12 protein-coding genes and 2 pseudogenes are annotated in these 18,340 nt (G+C 57.7%); 7 read left to right on the forward strand and 7 right to left on the reverse strand.

Features of this window, described 5'->3' with window-relative positions:
- Positions 1-13: 13 nt before the first annotated feature.
- Positions 14-715, reverse strand: a complete 702-nt coding sequence (locus EPK99_RS23090) for a TetR/AcrR family transcriptional regulator (RefSeq protein ID WP_164901859.1) — start codon at positions 713-715, stop codon at positions 14-16.
- Positions 716-890: 175 nt separating this feature from the next.
- On the opposite strand from EPK99_RS23090, the gene EPK99_RS23095 reads away from it, so the two are divergent.
- Positions 891-2,489 (forward strand): ABC transporter substrate-binding protein, encoded by a 1,599-nt coding sequence (locus EPK99_RS23095; RefSeq protein ID WP_128445454.1) that lies wholly within the window; start codon positions 891-893, stop codon positions 2,487-2,489.
- A 55-nt stretch (positions 2,490-2,544) separates the two neighbouring features.
- The gene (locus tag EPK99_RS23100) at positions 2,545-3,723 is read left to right on the forward strand and encodes a MalY/PatB family protein (RefSeq protein ID WP_128445455.1); all 1,179 of its coding nucleotides are present in this window, start codon (positions 2,545-2,547) and stop codon (positions 3,721-3,723) included.
- A gap of 402 nt (positions 3,724-4,125) precedes the next feature.
- Here EPK99_RS23100 and EPK99_RS26105 read toward each other — a convergent pair whose 3' ends face one another.
- The 4 genes and pseudogenes from EPK99_RS26105 to EPK99_RS23115 form a co-directional block, all read right to left on the reverse strand.
- Positions 4,126-4,497, reverse strand: coding sequence for an MOFRL family protein (locus EPK99_RS26105; RefSeq protein ID WP_425374240.1), 372 nt, complete (start codon positions 4,495-4,497; stop codon positions 4,126-4,128).
- Between the two features lie 339 nt (positions 4,498-4,836).
- A pseudogene (locus EPK99_RS26110) lies at positions 4,837-5,299 on the reverse strand (glycerate-2-kinase family protein); the annotation flags it as partial.
- Between the two features lie 156 nt (positions 5,300-5,455).
- A complete protein-coding gene (locus EPK99_RS23110) occupies positions 5,456-6,328 on the reverse strand; it encodes a Bug family tripartite tricarboxylate transporter substrate binding protein (RefSeq protein ID WP_164901860.1) in 873 nt (290 codons plus the stop codon).
- Positions 6,329-6,343: 15 nt separating this feature from the next.
- The gene (locus EPK99_RS23115) at positions 6,344-8,680 is read right to left on the reverse strand and encodes a bifunctional diguanylate cyclase/phosphodiesterase (protein WP_128445457.1); all 2,337 of its coding nucleotides are present in this window, start codon (positions 8,678-8,680) and stop codon (positions 6,344-6,346) included.
- Positions 8,681-9,390: 710 nt separating this feature from the next.
- Between EPK99_RS23115 and EPK99_RS23125 the strand changes: the two genes are divergently transcribed.
- The gene (locus EPK99_RS23125) at positions 9,391-11,166 is read left to right on the forward strand and encodes a sensor domain-containing diguanylate cyclase (protein ID WP_128445458.1); all 1,776 of its coding nucleotides are present in this window, start codon (positions 9,391-9,393) and stop codon (positions 11,164-11,166) included.
- A 196-nt stretch (positions 11,167-11,362) separates the two neighbouring features.
- Here the strand turns inward: EPK99_RS23125 and EPK99_RS25965 are convergent.
- Positions 11,363-11,718: pseudogene (locus EPK99_RS25965) on the reverse strand (methyl-accepting chemotaxis protein); the annotation flags it as partial.
- A gap of 161 nt (positions 11,719-11,879) precedes the next feature.
- Between EPK99_RS25965 and EPK99_RS23135 the strand changes: the two are divergent.
- The 4 genes from EPK99_RS23135 (at position 11,880) to EPK99_RS23150 (ending at position 14,154) form a co-directional block, all read left to right on the forward strand.
- A complete protein-coding gene (locus EPK99_RS23135; RefSeq protein ID WP_128445459.1) occupies positions 11,880-12,185 on the forward strand; it encodes a LysR family transcriptional regulator in 306 nt (101 codons plus the stop codon).
- A gap of 28 nt (positions 12,186-12,213) precedes the next feature.
- Positions 12,214-12,744 (forward strand): LysR substrate-binding domain-containing protein, encoded by a 531-nt coding sequence (locus EPK99_RS23140; protein ID WP_128445460.1) that lies wholly within the window; start codon positions 12,214-12,216, stop codon positions 12,742-12,744.
- A 210-nt stretch (positions 12,745-12,954) separates the two neighbouring features.
- The gene (locus EPK99_RS23145) at positions 12,955-13,323 is read left to right on the forward strand and encodes a DUF4260 domain-containing protein (RefSeq protein ID WP_128445461.1); all 369 of its coding nucleotides are present in this window, start codon (positions 12,955-12,957) and stop codon (positions 13,321-13,323) included.
- A gap of 120 nt (positions 13,324-13,443) precedes the next feature.
- Complete coding sequence (locus EPK99_RS23150) at positions 13,444-14,154, forward strand: haloacid dehalogenase type II (RefSeq protein WP_245582544.1); 711 nt, start codon at positions 13,444-13,446, stop codon at positions 14,152-14,154.
- A 374-nt stretch (positions 14,155-14,528) separates the two neighbouring features.
- Here EPK99_RS23150 and EPK99_RS23155 read toward each other — a convergent pair whose 3' ends face one another.
- A complete protein-coding gene (locus tag EPK99_RS23155) occupies positions 14,529-18,143 on the reverse strand; it encodes a hybrid sensor histidine kinase/response regulator (RefSeq protein ID WP_128445463.1) in 3,615 nt (1,204 codons plus the stop codon).
- Positions 18,144-18,340 lie beyond the last annotated feature (197 nt).

An 18,340-nucleotide genomic window follows, 5' to 3' on the forward strand; every position in this document is an offset into this window, starting at 1 on the left:
CCGACCATCAAAATTATTGCGCGGGCTTGGCCATCATGCCGGCAAGCCCGAGGGACAGGCTGCGGTGGAACATTCCCAGCCCCTCTTCGACATCCACAGCCCCCGTCTGCACCCAGCGGCGGATCACGCCCTGGAAAATATAATAGACGAGGTCTCCGATCTCGGGCGCCGGAACGGTTCCAATGAGCTCGCCGATCCGCTGGGCGTGCACAGCCCGTCGTATTGCCTCAGTCTTCATGGCGATCGCCCCTTCGCCGTGCCGGCGGGCCTGTTTACCGACGAAAAACAGGAATTCCGAGAGAATGATTTTCGCCATTTCGGGATTGGCGTTGTGCATGATGAAATAAGGCCGGTAGCAGGCGATCATCTGATCGACAAACGCACCATCGACCGGCGTTTCGCTGAAGCTGCGAATGGCGCTCGCAAAGTCCTCGGCACTCGCGAGAAATGCGATATCGCGCTTGTTGTCGGCGTAGAGAAACAGGGTGCCAGTGGCCACACCGGCAAGCTTGGCGATTTCTTGCATGGTCGCGTCTTCGAAGCCCTTTTTGGTAAAAACCTGCTTGGCCGCCTTGGCGATCTTGGCGAGCTTCTTCTGCTTGTTGCCGTCGCGTTTGCCAACCGCTTCTTCGGAAAGGAGTTTGGGAGCGGCTCGCTGAGATACAGATGGTTTGGAGACTTTGCCGGGAACTGCCATGTCGATAAACCGATACACGAATAAATTCATTTTCTAATGACCGCAGTCGTCGAGCTCGTCAAGGCAAGAAAATATGCCATCCGGAATAAATTTTCCCTAGATAAAAAAATGGATTCATTTTTTGGTTCGACAAAATATCCGCCAGCATTTGTCCAATCGCCGTTCCAAGGCGGCCAACCCTGAGGAGCTTTCTATGTCAAACACTTTATTCCGCCTTTCAAGACGCTCAATGCTTGCCGGAATTGCCAGCGCTTCGGTACTCGCGCACGCCGGCATGGCATGGGCGCAGGCCGCGCCCGTTAAGGGTGGAACGATGACGATCCTGCCAGGCTGGGAACCGCCAATGTTGGTGTCGCTGGCAAGCGCCTCGAGCTTGCCCCTAAGTCCGAAGGTGACTGAGGGGCTGCTTGAGTTTGACCGCGACCTAAAGCCGCGAGCGCAACTGGCGACGGAATGGCTGGTTTCCGACGACGCGCTCACCTACACGTTCAAGCTTCGCCGGGGTGTCAAATGGCATGATGGTAAGGATTTCACCGCAGCAGATGTTGCCTATTCACTGCAGACGCTCAAGACAATCCATCCCCGTGGACGATCGACCTTTGCCCATGTGGTCGCCATCGAGACACCGGATGACCACACCGTAATCATCAAGCTCGACAAGCCGACCTTGTTCATGTTGACGGCCCTGTCGGCCGCCGAATCGCCGATTGTGCCGAAGCATATCTACGACGGGTCTGACCCAGCCACCAACCCCGCCAACATGGCGCCAATCGGCACCGGACCCTTCATCTTCAAGGAGTGGGTCCGCGGCAGCCATGTCGCCTATGAGCGCAATCCGAACTATTGGGACGCCGGAAAACCTTATCTGGACCGGTTGATTGCACGATTTATCCCGGATCAGGCGGCGCGGTCCGTGGGCTTCGAAACCGGCGAACTCGACGCCGGGTTCCGCACACCCGTCGCCCTGAATGACGTTGATCGGCTGAGCCAACTTGCCAACGTTGCATTTGAATCCGGTGGCTACGAATATTCCCCGCCGAACAATATGTGCCTGGAATTCAACCTCGACCGGCCGACCTTTGCGATCGACAAGGTGCGCCAGGCGATTGCTCATGCCATGGATCGGCCGGCGATGTGCAAGATTGTCTTTTTCGGAAAGGCCGTCCCGTCGGCGTCACCCGTCGTTCCAGGTTTGAAAGCCTTCCACAATCCAATGCCGAGCCCCTATCCGTTCAATCTGGAAAAGGCTAAGGCGCTGCTGGACGAGGCCGGCTTCCCCTTGAAGAACGGCAAGCGTTTTTCCGTGACGCTGGACCATCAGACCGACGATGTCGTCAAGCGGCTGGGTGAATTCATTCGTGCCACGTTGTCGCGCATCGGCGTCGAAGTCACGCTGCGTGGGTCGGATCTAGGCGCGATTGCCAAACGGGTCTACACCGATCGCGATTTCGACATGCAGATCGCCAGCCTAAGCCCCTTGTTCGATCCGCAATTGGGTGTACAGCGCACCTACTGGTCTAAAAACTTCGTCAAGGGCGTGCCCTATTCCAATGCCACACATTATGCCAATCCGGAGGTCGACAGACTGCTGGAGGCTTCGACGATCGAAGCCAACCAGGCGAAGCGCGTCGAGATGTGGATGAAGATCCAGGAGCTGGTGATGACCGACGTCCCAACCATCAATCTGGTCATGCCGACGTGGGAGACAATTCATTCGAAGCGTGCGATGGGCCTTGCGGATACCGGCTCCGGGTTCGAAGGTACGTTTGCAAGCGCCTACGTAGCCGCCTAAGACAATGCAATGGGGACGACGGCAAACGCCGTTGTCCCTTATTTGGACATAGATCATGACCCATGTTGAAGAGCTCGAACTCGATTTTTTGCGCGCGCGGTTAAGCGCAAAATGGGCAACGTTTGACGAACATGTGCTGCCGTCCAATCCGGCGGAGATGGACTTTGCCACCGCACCCCCCATTCAAAGGGCGATGGAGCGCGTGGTCGCCAAACAGCAATACGGCTATTCGCCGCGCGGCAGCGACAGTCCCGCCGTCCTGCTGGCCGAGGCTTTCGCCCGCCGGATGCACGACAAGTTCGGCTGGGCCGATGCGGATCCATCGCGGGTCGTGATCGTCAACGATCTGGTTCAGGCTCTCATGGCTTCGGTGCTGGCTTTTTCCGAGCCGGATCAGGGCGTTGTCCTGCAAGTGCCGGCCTACCCAGCTTTTCTCGGGATCGTTGCCCAGTCCGGCCGGCGCCTCGTCGCCAATCGGATGATCGACACCGGGAGCAGCTACATCCTCGATGCCGACGACTTTGTCGCCATCACGACCAGCGACGTCAAGGTGCTGCTGCTATGCCTGCCGCAGAATCCCACCGGCCGGGTGTTCGGCAAGTCCGAACTTGCGCCGCTGATCCAGCATGCGATCGACAACGACATGGTGATCGTTTCCGACGAGATCCATGCCGACCTGATGCTCGACGGACGTGTCCACGTGCCGCTTGCCAAAATGTTTCCGGAAGCGGGCGACAGAACCATCACCCTCTATTCCGCGACCAAGAGCTTCAACATTCCAGGCCTGCGCACGGCCATTATGCATTTTGGCTCCGCAATCCTTCAAGAGCGGTTTACGGCTAAAATTCCGCCCTTCCTGCTTGGTACGCCGGCGGTGCCCGGTTACTTTGCCACTCTGGCAGCGTGGGAAGAGGCCGGAAACTGGTGCGATCACCTCGTCGAGGTGCTAGCCCGCAACCGCGACCACATGCATGGTCGCTTTGCCGCGGAACTGCCAGAGATCAAGATCTACACGCCGGAAGCGACCTACCTGCTCTGGCTAGACTGCGCCGGTCTGCCCACATCTGGCGTGCCCTACGAGAATTTTCTCGAGCAAGCACAGGTCGCGGGTGGAGATGGGCGCAATTTCGGTGCTGGCTATGACCGGTTTGTGCGACTCAACTTTGCTAGCTCCAGAACGATTCTTGACGAAAAGATCGATCGGATCGTTAGAACTGTCCGAGCAAATCAATGAAATAGCTGCGGATCGATGATGAAGGAATCATAATCTTTTCGTTTAATTGCAACGGAGGTAGCATTCTGGCGTGCGGCATACCTCAGGTAAGACGTGGAGAAGGAAAACACACGCTTGATTCTCGCTTTGAAATCCCATCAGGGCTGAGTGGCGGCGTACGCCGTGGCGGAGTGAAGTCGCTAAAAATTCTTTGAAGGCTAAGCGAAGACAGCAGATCAAACGACCACAACCCCTATCGATCCTTGGCTAGTTAAATTTTTCGTAAGGCTTTGGGTATATTTTAAGATTACCGGATCCCTCCCCCGGTTCAACGCTTCTGCCGTCGAGCCCAACATGTATTGCTTTAGGTTTGACGGCAGTCACGGTTTCAAGCATGCCATTCTTCTCCTTGCGACTGAGAGGCTATTGCGCACGCCGCTTCGCTGATCTCGCTGAACTATCGCCGTGCGGCCGATAAGCGGCTAATGCCTGGCGGTTTTGTGGGTGTAAAGAGACCAACGCCTCGCGATTCCTTTCCACAAACTGGCGGTGGTTTCGAAAGTTTGGACGGCCGATAGGCTGAAGAACTGTCATTGCTAGCCAACAGTTGACGCGCATCGAAGTCCAGACCGAGCAGCCGGTAATAGTCGTCCCATCGACGAAAGCACCCGCGTGCGTGCCTGAACCATCGAGGCCGTCGGTATCAGCAGCCAGTGCTGAAATCTGATAGCCATCGACGGCAAGTGCGAAGGCAAGCGCGAACTCACTATTCCGGCCGCCCCGGCCCCCGGGCACCCTGAGAGTGACGGTCGTTTCACCGCCCGAGAGCAGCTCGGCCGGCTTCTTAAAGGGGCGATCGCGTGACGCGACCTCTCGGGCAAGGGCGGCATGGACAGTTGCAACATCCCGGCTTTCTCCCTCGATTGAATCGGACAGAATAAAAGGCGTATAACCATGTTTGCGGGCGACCGCGCAGGCAGCCTCCAATGAGACGCCTGCTGAAGCGACGATATGATGCTCGTGGCGGTCAAAGACTGCGTCGGTCGGATCGGGGGCATCGGCCGCCGCCGAGTTCAGATGCGCAAGTATCGTCTGCGGCAAATCGAGCTTGTAGTGCTTGACGACCGCTAGCGCATCCTGGCGCTTACCGACGGTCGGCCCGGAAGCGACTAGGGCGGGATTGTCACCCGGGATATCCGAGATGATAAGGCCAACGACGCGGGCTTTGGTTGCCGCCGCCAGACGGCCCCCTTGATTGTTGAAAAATGTTTCTGACCAAGTTCGTTGCGGAAATTGGCGCACCGGAGGCCAGCAAAATCGTGTTGAGTGCGATTTCGTCTTCGAGCGTCATGCCGTCGGGTGGGGAGGGCAACAGTGCCGAGCCGCAGCCCGGTATGAGCGCAATAACAAGATCTTCGGGTCCGAGCTCCGCCACCATCTGCAAGACGCGCCTCGATGCTTCGAGACCAGCTCCATCCGGCACAGGATAAGCCGCCTCCAGGATTTCGATCGATCGGGTCGTGCAACCGTATCCGTAGCGTGTCACGACGAGGCCGCTGAGCTGCCCTTGCCAAGCATCTACCAAGGCAGCGGCCATCTGCGCGGCACCTTTGCCCGCGCCAACGACGATGGTGCGGCCCCGCGCGGGCGGCACTGGCAGATGTTTGCGAACTCCGCCAGGGGATCTGCCGCATCGACCGCCGACCGATACAGCTCTTCGAGCAGACTGCGGTGCTTGACCAGGTTCAGCACTTTATCGTTGTCCAAGGATGCCGGTCCATTTGTCTAATTCGGTTTCGATGAGGTGTTGCATATAGGCTCCGTCGCGCTGCTCCGGTTCTGGCAGACTTGCGCCGAGCGCCGTCAGCCGATCCCGTACACTGCTGTCGGCAAGTGCAGCCGCAGTCGCCTGCTCCAAGCGAGAAACCACCGCCTCCGGCGTGCTCTTCGGCACGAACAAGCCCGTCCATGTACCGGTCTCGAACTGCGGTAGACCGGCTTCGGCAGCCGTCATGGCATCGGGAAGTATGGGAGAGCGTTCTTTGGCAGCGATCGCCAGGACGCGCAACTCACCCGATTTTGCGTGAGGCGCAACGGAAGCCAACAGGTCGCATCCGCCGTCGATCCGGTTTGAGAGAACATCTGTGATCGTTTGTCCAAGGCCCTTGTAAGCCACCAGTTTGGCGGCAACACCGATCTGTTTGAAAAACCTGACGCAGGCGACATGCGATGCTGCACCCTGCCCGCCATGCCCCATCGTCGGTCCAGTTTTGCTTGCTTTCGAATATGCGATGAATTCCTGCAAATTCTTCGAAGGATGGTCCTTGGAAACGTAGAGCACGTTGGGGCTTGAGCTTACCAGGCCTAGATATCGGAAATCTGAGCGCGGATCGTACTGCAGGCGGGGCGTCAACGGTACGGCTGCGGCCAGTGTTCCCATATGACCAAGGCCAACGGTATAGCCGTTCGGCTCGGAACCCTTAACGCGGGTGGTGCCGATGGCCCCGCCTGCGCCGCCGACGTTTTCAACGAGGACATTCACACCCAATTGACGCGACAGGCTTTCAGCAAGAATGCGGCCGGTCGCATCCGCAGCTCCGCCTGAGAGCCGCGTCGAGGAGACCACGATACCGGGTTATGGTTAAGCAAGCGTAAATGCCGGTTTCAACGCCTGCGGTAGATGGATCACGTTTTGGGAGCTCGCAATTGGAAAGGGGATGGTTTCAGGGCGACCGAAGAGAAAACCTTGCAACAGATCAGGCGACTTACCCGAAAGTTGCGCACGCTGTTCTTCAGTTTCGATACCCTCGACAACCACTGTCAATCCAAGGCTCTTCCCCAGTGCAAGTGCGCTTTCGATGATGATCTCTGCCACCGGATCTTCTCCCAGGGCTGCCACGAAGCTGCGGTCTATCTTCACCTTATCGAACGGGTAGCGCCTGAGGTTGGACATCTGCGAATAGCCGGTCCCGTAATCGTCCATAACGAGGTTGACGCCAAGCGATTTCAACGCCTCCAGGCAACCCGCAACATCGGCACGATCTTCCAGTAGCGATGTTTCCGTGATCTCCAGCTCCAGTCTGTCCGGCGAAAGCCGGTTCGATTTGAGTGCGGTGTCTACGTGGTCGACCAGATCGACGCCAAGCAATTGCCGAGTCGAGACGTTGACGGCGACGAACAGCCGGTTGTTCCACGAGGCCGCCTGCCGACAGGCCTCTCCCAGAACCCACTTCCCAATCTCGACAATGCTGCCGCTTTCTTCAGCCGCCGCAATGAACACGGCCGGAGACAGAACCCCGTAGGTTGGATGGCGCCAGCGCAGAAGTGCCTCGTATCCTCTGGTCTCCGCCGTAGCGCCATCAACAATTGGTTGGTAGAGCAAAAACAATTCCCCAGCCTCTACCGCGCCTCGCAGCTCTTCTTCCAACCGCCGCCTTGTCCGCACTTGCTGGTCAAGAAAGCGGTCAAACGCACATATCCTGCCTTTTCCCAGGGACTTTGCGCGATAAAGGGCAGCGTCGGCATTATTCTGCAGCTGAATAAGGTCGGCCCCGTGGTCCGGAAACGTGGCGATCCCGACGCTCACGCCCATGGCGCCCGCTTTATCGTGCGTCCCAAACATCGCCTTGAACTTCGTCAAAAAAATCGATGCGGCCTGTTGCGCTTCATAGGACTGACACCCTGGCAGCAGTACGGAAAACTCGTCTCCGCCAATTCTCCCTGAGATCGCTGCTTCGGTAAACGATGCGTTCAGAACCTCGGTGACTTGTTGCAAGACCAGATCGCCTTCCGCGTGTCCATGGACGTCGTTGATCGATTTGAAGCAGTCTAGATCCAAGGTCAGCAGCGCCACGGCTGTCCGGCTGGCGCGAGCCTCGGCGATTGCTGCCTCGGACTGGAGGCTGAAGGAACGCCGGTTCAGGAGGCCTGTCAACGGATCATGCGAGGCGAGATGGGTTAGTTGCCGGTTGGTTTCCAGACGCTCGCTGATGTCGCGCAGGCCGAAGACCAATGTCTCGCGGCCCTGGTATTCTATAACACCCTCGACAATCTCGATAGGAAGAGATCCGCCTGGTGACCTAAGGATTCCATGCGATCCTTGCCGGTCAGTCAGAAAATCTGGAAGAGCAAGGGACTTGAGTTCCGCGACTGGCTTGCCCACCAGTGCAGAAAATCGCTCGTTGGCATGCACGATCTTCCCAGCCCTTGTCAGTACAACAGCTTCAAACGTTGCGTTTGCTAGTCCTTTGACATCGGTGAGATACCGGTCGAAGAACAACGCTGCTACGCCGGCGGCGATGAGGAGGCTTGATACAATACAGACGCCCACCGCGATGCCGACGCGATCGAAGAAGGTCAGGGCGTTGGCCGCACCTGAATAAAGTGGAACGATCGTGAGGCCGCTCATGGAAACCATGTGGTGGCTGCAGACAGCACCAGCGATCAGCAAGGCTGCGGATATAAGCCTCGCGCCGGTGATCTGACGGGAAAGAAGAAGCATGGAAGCAGCTGCAAATGCCCCGCCCAACAGCCATGCAGCGATAGATGTCGTAAGCTCGGCTTCCAGGAGAACGGAGGCGCTGATGGCGCTGAGGCCGATGGCATGCATTGTGGCAATTGCCAGACCAAGGAAGATGCCAGCCGCTACGGCACCCTGCCGACCAGAGATGTAGAGCGATGTGAAGGTCGCCAGGCAAGAAATTGCCACCGCCACAACGATGGAAAAACCGGTTTCCATCATCCGATAGGATACAGGAATACTGTATGACAGCATGGCAATGAAGTGTGTTGCCCAAATCGTGCCACCAAGCACCGTTCCTGCTATGGCAAGCCACAGATTTCGGTGCGCTTTGACGCACTGGCGTGCGCGCGACAGCATAAACACCGCGGCCAGATTACCGGCGGCACAAACACAGACCGCAACGAGCAGAAGCGGCCAATTATGTTCTTCGGTGATACAGGAAACCAATCGGATCATCGTCACCTCCAGCCGGCACTATTTCATGCGACGTCTGACACTGGGGTTAGAAAAGCCGTTACAGTTTTAACGATTGCCGAAATCCTTCGCCGAATAGGTTGCCGTGGGCGCCCAGATTGCAGAGCTCGCTAAATTTGCTTCCACTTTTGCATTGAGGAAAGCACCTCCGGCGTCGTTGATACGCTACGGTTGAGGGGATTCTCTACCGTGAAACCGAGGCGACCACGTCGTCTGCGTTCGGCAGGGCGACACGGAGTATTGCGCTAAGGTCGCAGGCACGGTTTCGTTGAATGTCAGCGATGCTCGACATGCGATCAGCGACCGCCACATCAATGCCGCGAGCCGCCTGAGCGTGCAGTCCGGATACCGTAGCGTCTGTCGAGCTATTGGAGAGGAGAGTGCACTTCATCGATCGTGAGCGGTTCTAGCGTGCCCGGCAATCGACGGAACGCCGGCGTTAATCGACCGCGTATGGGTTTGACGCCCAAGCGGCGAGGATAACGCGCTTGTCATCGACGGAAAGGCTGTCGCTCTCACCAAATCGATCGGTCCCCTCAAGTTGCGTGCACTGTGCCAGAACGGCCGGATCCATTGCCATCGCACTGCTATCTGCTGCTGTGGTCGTACATTAACACTTTCTTGCGGATATTAGTTAGCTGGGAACTAACTATTGTTCGGTAAAAAGGCTTCGAATTAATACGGAGGTGTTTGTGCCGCTCAGCAGCTGGTCTTTTCAAAATATTCGCAACCGGATGACGGTCCGTCTCCAAGTTGCTCTCGTGACAGCTGTCACCTGTAGCGCGGCTGTTGGCATAGCTGCCGTTGGAGCGGCAGTTGTTGCCAAGAATAGCGCACAAGCGAATGCGAACCAGCAGCTAAAGACACTTGCCCGAACCATGGCTGACCGTCTCGACCAGCATATGTTCGAACGATACCGCGAGATCCAAAACATTGCCAGTCTGAGCCCACTCCAGAACGTTTGGAGCAAAGACGGCGCGGCGACCCGGACCATTCTTGAGAAGCTACAAGCGAGCTTGCCGGAATACGCTTGGCTGGGTTTCGCCACACCGGACGGCATGGTGCACGCGGCAACGAAAGGGATGCTCGAGGGGGTATCCGTTGCTCAGCGCCCCTGGTTTGTCGATGGCCTGAAACAGCCCACAGTCGAAGATGTTCACGACGCAAAGCTTCTGGAAAAGCTGCTACGAACATCGCCAGACGAGGCGCCTTTCCGTTTTGTCGATGTCGCCATGCCGGTGTTCGACGAACATCAGGTTCTGGCAGGCGTACTGGGTGCCCACATGAGCTGGACATGGGCTGACGCTGTACGACGCACCGTCTTGACCACGCAGGATACAGCAAATGCTGCCGAACTCTGGGTGTCGGCCCGCGATGGCAGTCTGCTGATTGGCCCTGCCGATCACAAATTGGATGTCGTACTCCTGACGGACGCTGCAAAATCCGATGGTGTTTTATTCACCGATGACACTTCGAGCGCGCCGATGCTGTCGGCGATGGTCGCGACACGGGGCCAGGGAAGCTATCCGGGCCTTGGCTGGGCAGTTGTCGCACGTATGCCGGTCGCGATGATCTACGCGCCCGCACATCAATTGGTCCTGCAAATATTGCTGATTGGCGGAATCGTCGCCGTTTTTGCATCTGCCGTTGCCTGGTTTCTTGCCGGCTCCGTGACCAACCCCCTGAAAGCACTTGCCATTAGCCTCGATCTGATCGGTCGTCAGGCAAACGTCACCAGTGTTGAACGTCAGCATGGTTCGCTCGATATATTACGGCTGTCAGCTGCGGTCCGCTCGCTGTTGCGCCGGGTCGGCTCGGCCGAAGCAAGCGAGCAAAATGCGAATTCTACGATCGACACGCTGCAGCGTGAGGTAGAGGACCAAAAGAGGGACGTCGAGCAGAAAATGCTGCGTTATGGCGCGGACCTCCATGCACTTCAAAAACTCGCAGACACCGACAGTCTGACCGGGCTTCTGAACCGACGTGCTTTTCTTCCCTTTGCCGAGGACGCCTGGAACTACTACAGACGATATGGCCGGGCATTCAGCATCTTGATGTTCGACATCGACCACTTCAAGCGGATCAACGATACATTCGGCCATGCCGCAGGTGACGAGGTCATTCGCGAGATGGGCAAGATCATCAGCTCTGGTATCCGCGCGACCGACAAGGTTGCCCGGTTTGGCGGCGAGGAGTTTGTTGTGCTGTTGAGAGAAACGGACGAAGCCGCCGCTCTGTTGATGGCCAACCGACTGCGTGAGAAGATCGCGAGCACTATTGTTACTGCGGGAGAGCACCGGATCAGCTTTTCCACCAGCGTTGGCTGCGCTTTGGGGAGCAGTTCAGCACGCGATTTGGAGGACGTTATCCAACTCGCCGACACTGCTCTTTACGTAGCGAAGACGAGCGGGCGTAATCGTGTGGCCATGGACGGAGTTACCGCGGAAGGCCGACGAGCGGCCGCTTGATTGTTGCACGTCAAAGGGCGTGGCGTCGGCGTGATGGCAGGCCCATTCCCCGCTCGCTGGCCCCGTCAACTTGAATTTTCGGTGCTGTCTCAAGTTGCCTCTGATAGAGCTCTTTGCGTGTAAGGCAAATCTTGAACTTCGATCGAGGAGTTGCGGATCAGATCTCAATCTTCCTTCGCCGCTCAGCCAATCACTACGCAAGCTTACGCACCTCCTGGGTGACGATGGCAAAACCCTTGCCAGCATCGCCTGCTCTGGCCGCCGCGACGCCTGCATGCAATGTCAGAAGGTTGGCCCGGAAGCAATTCATCGATAACGCCGGTGATATTGAAAATCTGGTTCAGAAACTGTTTGATCCTTTGCATGGCATCGACTGCGCTGGCGACTACTCTGCCGGGAGTGCGCAGCGCCGTCATCGGCCTGCACGGCGCTCTGAGTTTCTTCGGTACGTTTGGTCGAGTTTGCGGCGTCGACGGTGAACTGGTCGCGCGCAGCAGCGGTCCCTTCATGCGACGCCGCTTGTTGCTCTGTCCGCCCCGAGAGATCCCCGGCGCTGACGCTCTGTAGCCGCAGCGATGAGTAATATCGAGAATGTTATGGTCATAGGCCTTGATAGCATTGCTCGTGATACGCACAATCGCCAATAATCAAACACACTCTTCGTAGAATCGATCAAATGTGCGAATTTGAATATGCCGAACTGACAGCTTTCGTTGCTGTTGTCGACCACGGCAGCTTTGTGTGCCGCCAAGCACCTGCGCATTGCGCCGTCGTTGCACAGCCAGACGATCAAGAAGCTTGAACAGCGGCTCGGCATTGACTTGCTGGCCCGGACGACGCGAAGCGTGTCGGTGACCAGCCCCGGCGTCCGGCTGTATCGCTTCAAACCAGCAGTCGCCGAGATTGCGTCACCACTCGCTGAAGGAAAGATACAAGCGCACCGCCCGCTGGACTTGTCCGGATCCACATGCCACGGGCCGCTTATGCAAGGATATTGGAAGGTCGCCTCGGCGATCTGAGGCGGCGTTATCCTGACATCCCATCCACATGGACATTGTCGTCGATGACGCGCTCATCAATGTTGTGCGACACGTTTTCGACTTTGACATTCGCGTATTGGAGATGACAGACGCATCTGTCTCGGCGGTCGCGACCGGCGATCCGGTGCATCATGTTGCCATTGCCTCGCCCACTTACCTTGCCGAGCATGGGACGCCTGAAACGCCGGCGGATATGACTGGCCACCGACGCATTCAGTGGCAACGTCCCGGCACGGACGTCCCATATGGATGGTGGTTCCAGACTGACGATTGCGAAGTGACGGTTGATGTCGCCGGTACGCTGACTGTGTCGCATTGTGACGTGGCGGTCGCAGCGGCGGCCGACTCGGTGGGGACCGCGTTCGTGCCCGAGCCTCACGCGCGATCGGCGCTAGCGAAGGGCGCAGTGATGCCGATACTGACATCGTACCTGCCAACTTCCCCCGGCTGGAGCATCTGTCATCTCCGCGGCATCCGCCTCTCTCCAGCGACGCAAGGAGTCCTGACGTACCTTTTAGGGGCCAACAGGCATGAGTAGATGGCACAGCCGGCCTCGCGTAACAGTCAAGCAGGAAAAAGACCATCGCAGCCATCAGGTCTGCAGCAATGCTTCGACGCGTGAACAGAGCGACTGACTGAAAGCGATGCAAACCACTGATGACAGAGGCGTATTTCCTATTTAAAGGTATGGGCAATAACACTGGCCAAAGGGGCAGTGTCTGGTTTTGAGAATGCAAAGGAGAAAACCGTGGCCCAAGCCGTCCTGTGGCAACGCGCCGAAGGCCTGATTATTTTCCTGGCTGGCCTTGCTATCTTTTGGCATTGCAACGAAACTATCACGTGGTGGGGGGCTCTTGCCCTTTTCTTCGCACCTGACGTGAGCTTCCTTAGCTACCCTCTGGGACCAAGAGTGGGAGCGTTCTGCTATAATGTGATGCACATTTACGCACTTGGTGCGGCGCTCCTCGCGATCGGGCTTACAGCCTCTCTACCACTTATCACGGCAATAGGGGCGCTGTGGTTGGCACATGCCGGCTTTGATCGTATGCTCCGCTACGGTCTGAAATTGCCGGAAAGCTTCTCGTTCACGCATCTTGGCCAGATCGGACGGCAATAAACCTGCAGGCTCTGATAGAAATCCGATCACAAATACATAGACTGGCTAATAATCAGCCATGAAATGCGTCTGTCCGCGAAACTAGGATGCTCGAGCACGATGCAAGATGGGAGCTATTCAATGCCCAATTCCGACGCCACAATGTTTAAGTTCGATCCCGCCCCGAAGGTCATCACTTTCGACTGCTATGGTACACTTGTCCAGTGGTATGAAGTGCTGCTGCGGGAGATAGGGGTTGTTCTCGTCGCGCAAGGCCGGGATGTGGCGGACGCTTCCGCAGTGCTAGACACGTTCTCGGAGCACTCTCGCCGCCTTGCGGCTGAGCGCCCGCACCGGCTCTACAAGGACATCCTGCGCACCGGCTTCCGTGCAGCTCTAACGGAGCACCGGCTCGGTCACGGCGAAGATGTCGTGGAGAGGCTTGCATCCGCGGTTCCAACCATGGGCCCACATCCCGAGGTCCCGGATGTCCTGCGACGGCTGCGCCAGCGCTATAAGCTCGCTATCTTCACGAATTCGGATGAAGACATCATTGTCCATAACCTGACGCGGCTCGGCGTCCCTATAGACTACGTTATCACCGCCGAGTGGGCGCAGGCATACAAGCCCTCCCCGAAACTCTTCGAGCATGCCTACCGAACAATGGGAGTGACAAAGGACGAAACAGTTCACGTCGCAATGGGCATGTTCACTGATATGAAAGCTTGTCACGAACTCGGAGTGCGAGGCATTTGGGTGAACCGGCGAGGGCAACGCGGCAACCCGGACTGGCTGCCCTACGCGGAAGTCTCCGATCTGAATGGAGCCGCGGCATTGCTCCTACCAATGTGAAACAGACTTGCGCTGCGCTCAGCCGTTCCACTTTAGACTGCCTGCTTTTCGAGACTCGGACAATTGGAAATGACGGAGTTTCGATCAACATGTCGCATATCGCCATCCGGATAAGTACGTCGTCCTCGATGAGCAGGATCTTCGAATCTGACGTTGAACGTTGGGTCGGCTGAGAAATGGCGGTGGTCGGCGGCAGCGCCGACGCGTTGCACTGTTTCTGGTTATTGAGGACATGCCGAAGCTTGCGAGCAAGCGGCTCCCGCGTCTATGGTTTGGACAGGAGATCGACGCGAGCGTCGAGTTTGCCGCCATGAACAATGGAGGTTTCGGTGTAGCGGTACCCTGGACCGTTCCGCTTGCGCATAGGCAGGAGGTCATGCTTCTACCGCCGCCGCCAAAGCGGTTTTTAACTCATCCACGCCAAACGGTTTGCGCAACAGCGCAGTTCGTGAACGATCTCCGAGCGCTGGCCCCTGATCCTTCCCGGTGGCAAAGATAATGGCGACTTTCGGCCACCGGCGTCTGATCTCGTGGCAGAAGGTTTCGCCATCCATACCGGGGAGCCCGAGATCGGTCAGCACGATGTCCGGCTGGCTCTTGTCGAGCATATCCAGCGCCTGCTGGCCGGCGCCCGCCTCGCATACGGCGTGTCCGAGCTCCTCCAGCATGTCGACCGTCGCCATCCGGATCAGCGGTTCGTCCTCAACGACCAAAACCGAGAGCTTTCGTGTTTCAGTCAACAGCGTGGCTGGCGCCGGCGACGGTACGGATGGGTTGAGGCGCTCCGCAGCCAGCTCGTTCTGACGGCTATTGTTCAGGACATGGCGAACTTTCAGCGCCAGCTGCTCGCGGCTGTAAGGTTTGGAAAGAAGCTGGACGCCCGGATCGAGCCTGCCGCCATGAACGATCGAGTTTTCGGTGTATCCAGATGTAAAAAGGACGGCGATGTGAGGCGCACGCTCCTTGGCCTTTTTCGCAAGCTCGGTACTTTTCAGCGTTCCAGGCATAACCACGTCGGTGAATAGGAGATCGATCGCGACGCCGCTCTCGAGGATCGTCAACGCACTCGCGGCGTCTGGAGCCTTCAGGACGCGATAGCCGAGATCCTGCAGCATTTCGATGACGGTTGCCCGAACACCTTCGTCGTCCTCGGCAACAAGGATGGTCTCCTGGCCGCCTTCGATCGGCAGATCGCTCCGCTCGACTTCGATATCCTCTTGCTGGATAGAACGCGGCAGATACATTTTGACCGTCGTGCCGTGTCCGACCTCGCTGTACAGCTTAACGTGACCGCCGGTCTGCTTGACGAAACCATAGACCATCGACAGCCCGAGACCTGTCCCCTTCCCTTCAGGCTTGGTGGAAAAGAAGGGATCAAACACCTTTGCCATGACCTCGGGGGGCATTCCGCTTCCGGTATCGGTCACCGAGAGAACGACATATTGCCCAGGGGTAACATCGTCATGCATCCGGGCATAGGCGTCATCGATATAGGCGTTGCCTGCCTCGATGGTCAGCTTGCCAAACCCCTCCATCGCATCGCGTGCGTTGATCGCCAGATTGAGGATCGCATTTTCGATCTGCATCGGATCGATGAGCGCGTTCCACAACCCACCGGATATGACAGTCTCGATTTCGACACCCTCGCCGATCGTGCGTCTCAACATCTCGTCCATGCCTCGAACCAGTCGGCCGACATTGATGACCCGCGGCTCCAGCGCCTGGCGACGCCCGAACGCCAGAAGTTGGGCTGCAAGCTTGGCACCACGATTAACCCCGGCAAGAGCGTTGGTGATCCGCCGTTCCGCCTTTTCGTTGCCCGTCACGTCCTTCGACAAGAGCTGCAGGTTCCCGGCGACGACCTGCAGAAGATTGTTGAAGTCGTGGGCCACGCCGCCGGTCAGATTGCCGATCGCTTCCATCTTCTGCGCCTGGAGCAAAGCAAGCTCCGTCTGGCGTAGCGTCTCGGCGGCTTGACGCTCTTCGGTCACGTCGCGGCCGACCGCATGGATGAACCCGTCGTCAGGAACTGCTGTCCATGAGATCGTCCGATAGCTACCATCCTTGTGCGCGTATCGGTTCTCGAAGAGAAAGGTCGTGACGCCCTGGCCGAGCTTTCCGACCTCATCGAGGGTCGCCTGAACATCCTCTGGATGGATCAGATCCATGAAGGAGCGACCGGTCAGATCGTCTTCCCTCCAGCCCAGCATTGTTGTCCACGCAGGATTGATCGCTGCAATCTTTGCGTCCAGAGATGCGACCAGCATGACGTCGGTCGACAGCCGCCACATCCGGTCGCGGTCGGCCGTGCGCTCGGTGACCCGTTGTTCAAGCGTTCGATTGAGGTCCTCGAGCTTCTCGCGGGTGGCTCTCAGTTCCTCGACTTCTGTATTGGTGCCAATCCATCGCAGGATCCGTCCACCTTCATCTGTGATCGAGACCGCTCGTACGATATGCCAGCGGAAGGTCCCTGACCGGTCTCGCAGGCGAAACTCTGCGTGATACGTCTCGCCCGCCTCAAGCGCCTTCTTCCACCGTTCGCCCGTGGAAGCGACGTCGTCGGGGTGAACCAGCGTTACCCAGCCGTCTCCATCAAGCTCGCCCCGGTTCCGGCCCGCATATTCATAAACGCGGTCGTTAAACCAGTCGAGCCGACCATCGGGCGCTGCCGTCCACACATGGTTCGGGATCGCTTGCGCAAGCGCTCGAAAGCGGGCTTCGCTATCGCGCACTTCGCGCTGCGCTTTGCGCCGCTCGGTGACGTCCTGAACGACACCAACGAACCTGATCGGTCGACTGTTCCCATCGAACTCGAACTCGCCGCGGCGTGCAATGATACGCTTCTCGCCAGTGTCCGCCCGGCGGATGCGATATTCGACGTTGAGCGGCGATGTTCCCGTTTGACGGGTTTGCGGGTTTGAGGCGATTTCCTGGTCCTCATCGACCACAAGTGCCTGAATGATCGAGATAGGCAAAGCCGCCGTCTCGTCGATACCGTAGAGTTTACAAAACTCCGGCGTGGGACTGAGGATTTCGGTTCTGAGGTCGACAGAGAAGACGCCAACGCCGCCAGCCTCCTGGGCGCGTCGGAGCCGCGCTTCTACGGTTCTCAGTGCCTCGACGGCCAGGTGATCGGCAGTCTGGTCGCGCAGCACCTTGATGAAGCCGACAGGTTTTCCGTCACTATCGCGGAGCGGGCTGATTTCGCCACTGGCCCAGAACACCTCGCCGGATTTGCGCATGTGCCATCGGTCATGGTGGGCCGTTCCCTGAGAGAGTGCAGCGTCCATGGCAATCCGTGATTGCCCCGTAACTTTGTCGTCTTCGGTAAATAGGATGTCCCAGTCGAGCCCCAGCGCCTCGGTCTCGGTCCACCCGAAGATCCGGCTGGCTTCCTCGTTCCAACGGACGATCCTGCCATCGAGATCAAGAGCGATAATGGCGTAATCCACGGCGCCGTCGATGATCTGACGGCTCTGCTCTTCGCTGGCCTTCAATGCCTTTTCCGCACGAACTTTTTCCGTCGTCTCGATAACGATCGCCATGACGCCGCACGGGTCACCGGATTCATCGATGATCGGGGAACAATCGAGGTTCATCCAGACGGGCTCTAGTGTGCCCGTGCGGTTCAGCGTCAACTCCTGATCTGTATAGCGTAGGGTTTGTCCTGAAAGCCCGACACGCATGACGTTGTCGTTGAAGTCGGCAATTTCGGCCCATCCTTCGCGCACCTTCGACCCAAGGAGTTTGGGATGGCGATCACCAGCAAAAAGGGAATAAGCATCGTTATAGATCATGATGCCGTCGTCTCCCCAGTGGGTGACGATCGGAACGGGTGACTGCAGGATGAGGGTTACGGTTGTGCGCATGCTTTGCGGCCAGTTGCCCGGGCAGCCGAGCGTCGTCGCTGACCAGTCGAACTCGGAAATGAGACCCGCGAGTTCGCCATCGTGTGCGAGGAAATCAAAGCTGTTCGGTTTACTGTCCATGATTGAGTTCTAGCCAAAATCCTGGCTAAGTGGAAGCATTGGAAACACGAACGAAAACAATTGCTTCGACGTATCCACAGTAGATGTCAAATCCGGAATGAGATTGTCCGGAGGTCTACCGTGTAACTATCGATTCAGCATGTGCCCAAATTCTCGGTCCGGTTAACGCCACAGGCATCACGCGGTGCTACAGCTCT

The organism is Neorhizobium lilium (assembly GCF_004053875.1).
In the GTDB taxonomy this organism is placed as follows: Bacteria; Pseudomonadota; Alphaproteobacteria; order Rhizobiales; family Rhizobiaceae; genus Neorhizobium; species Neorhizobium lilii.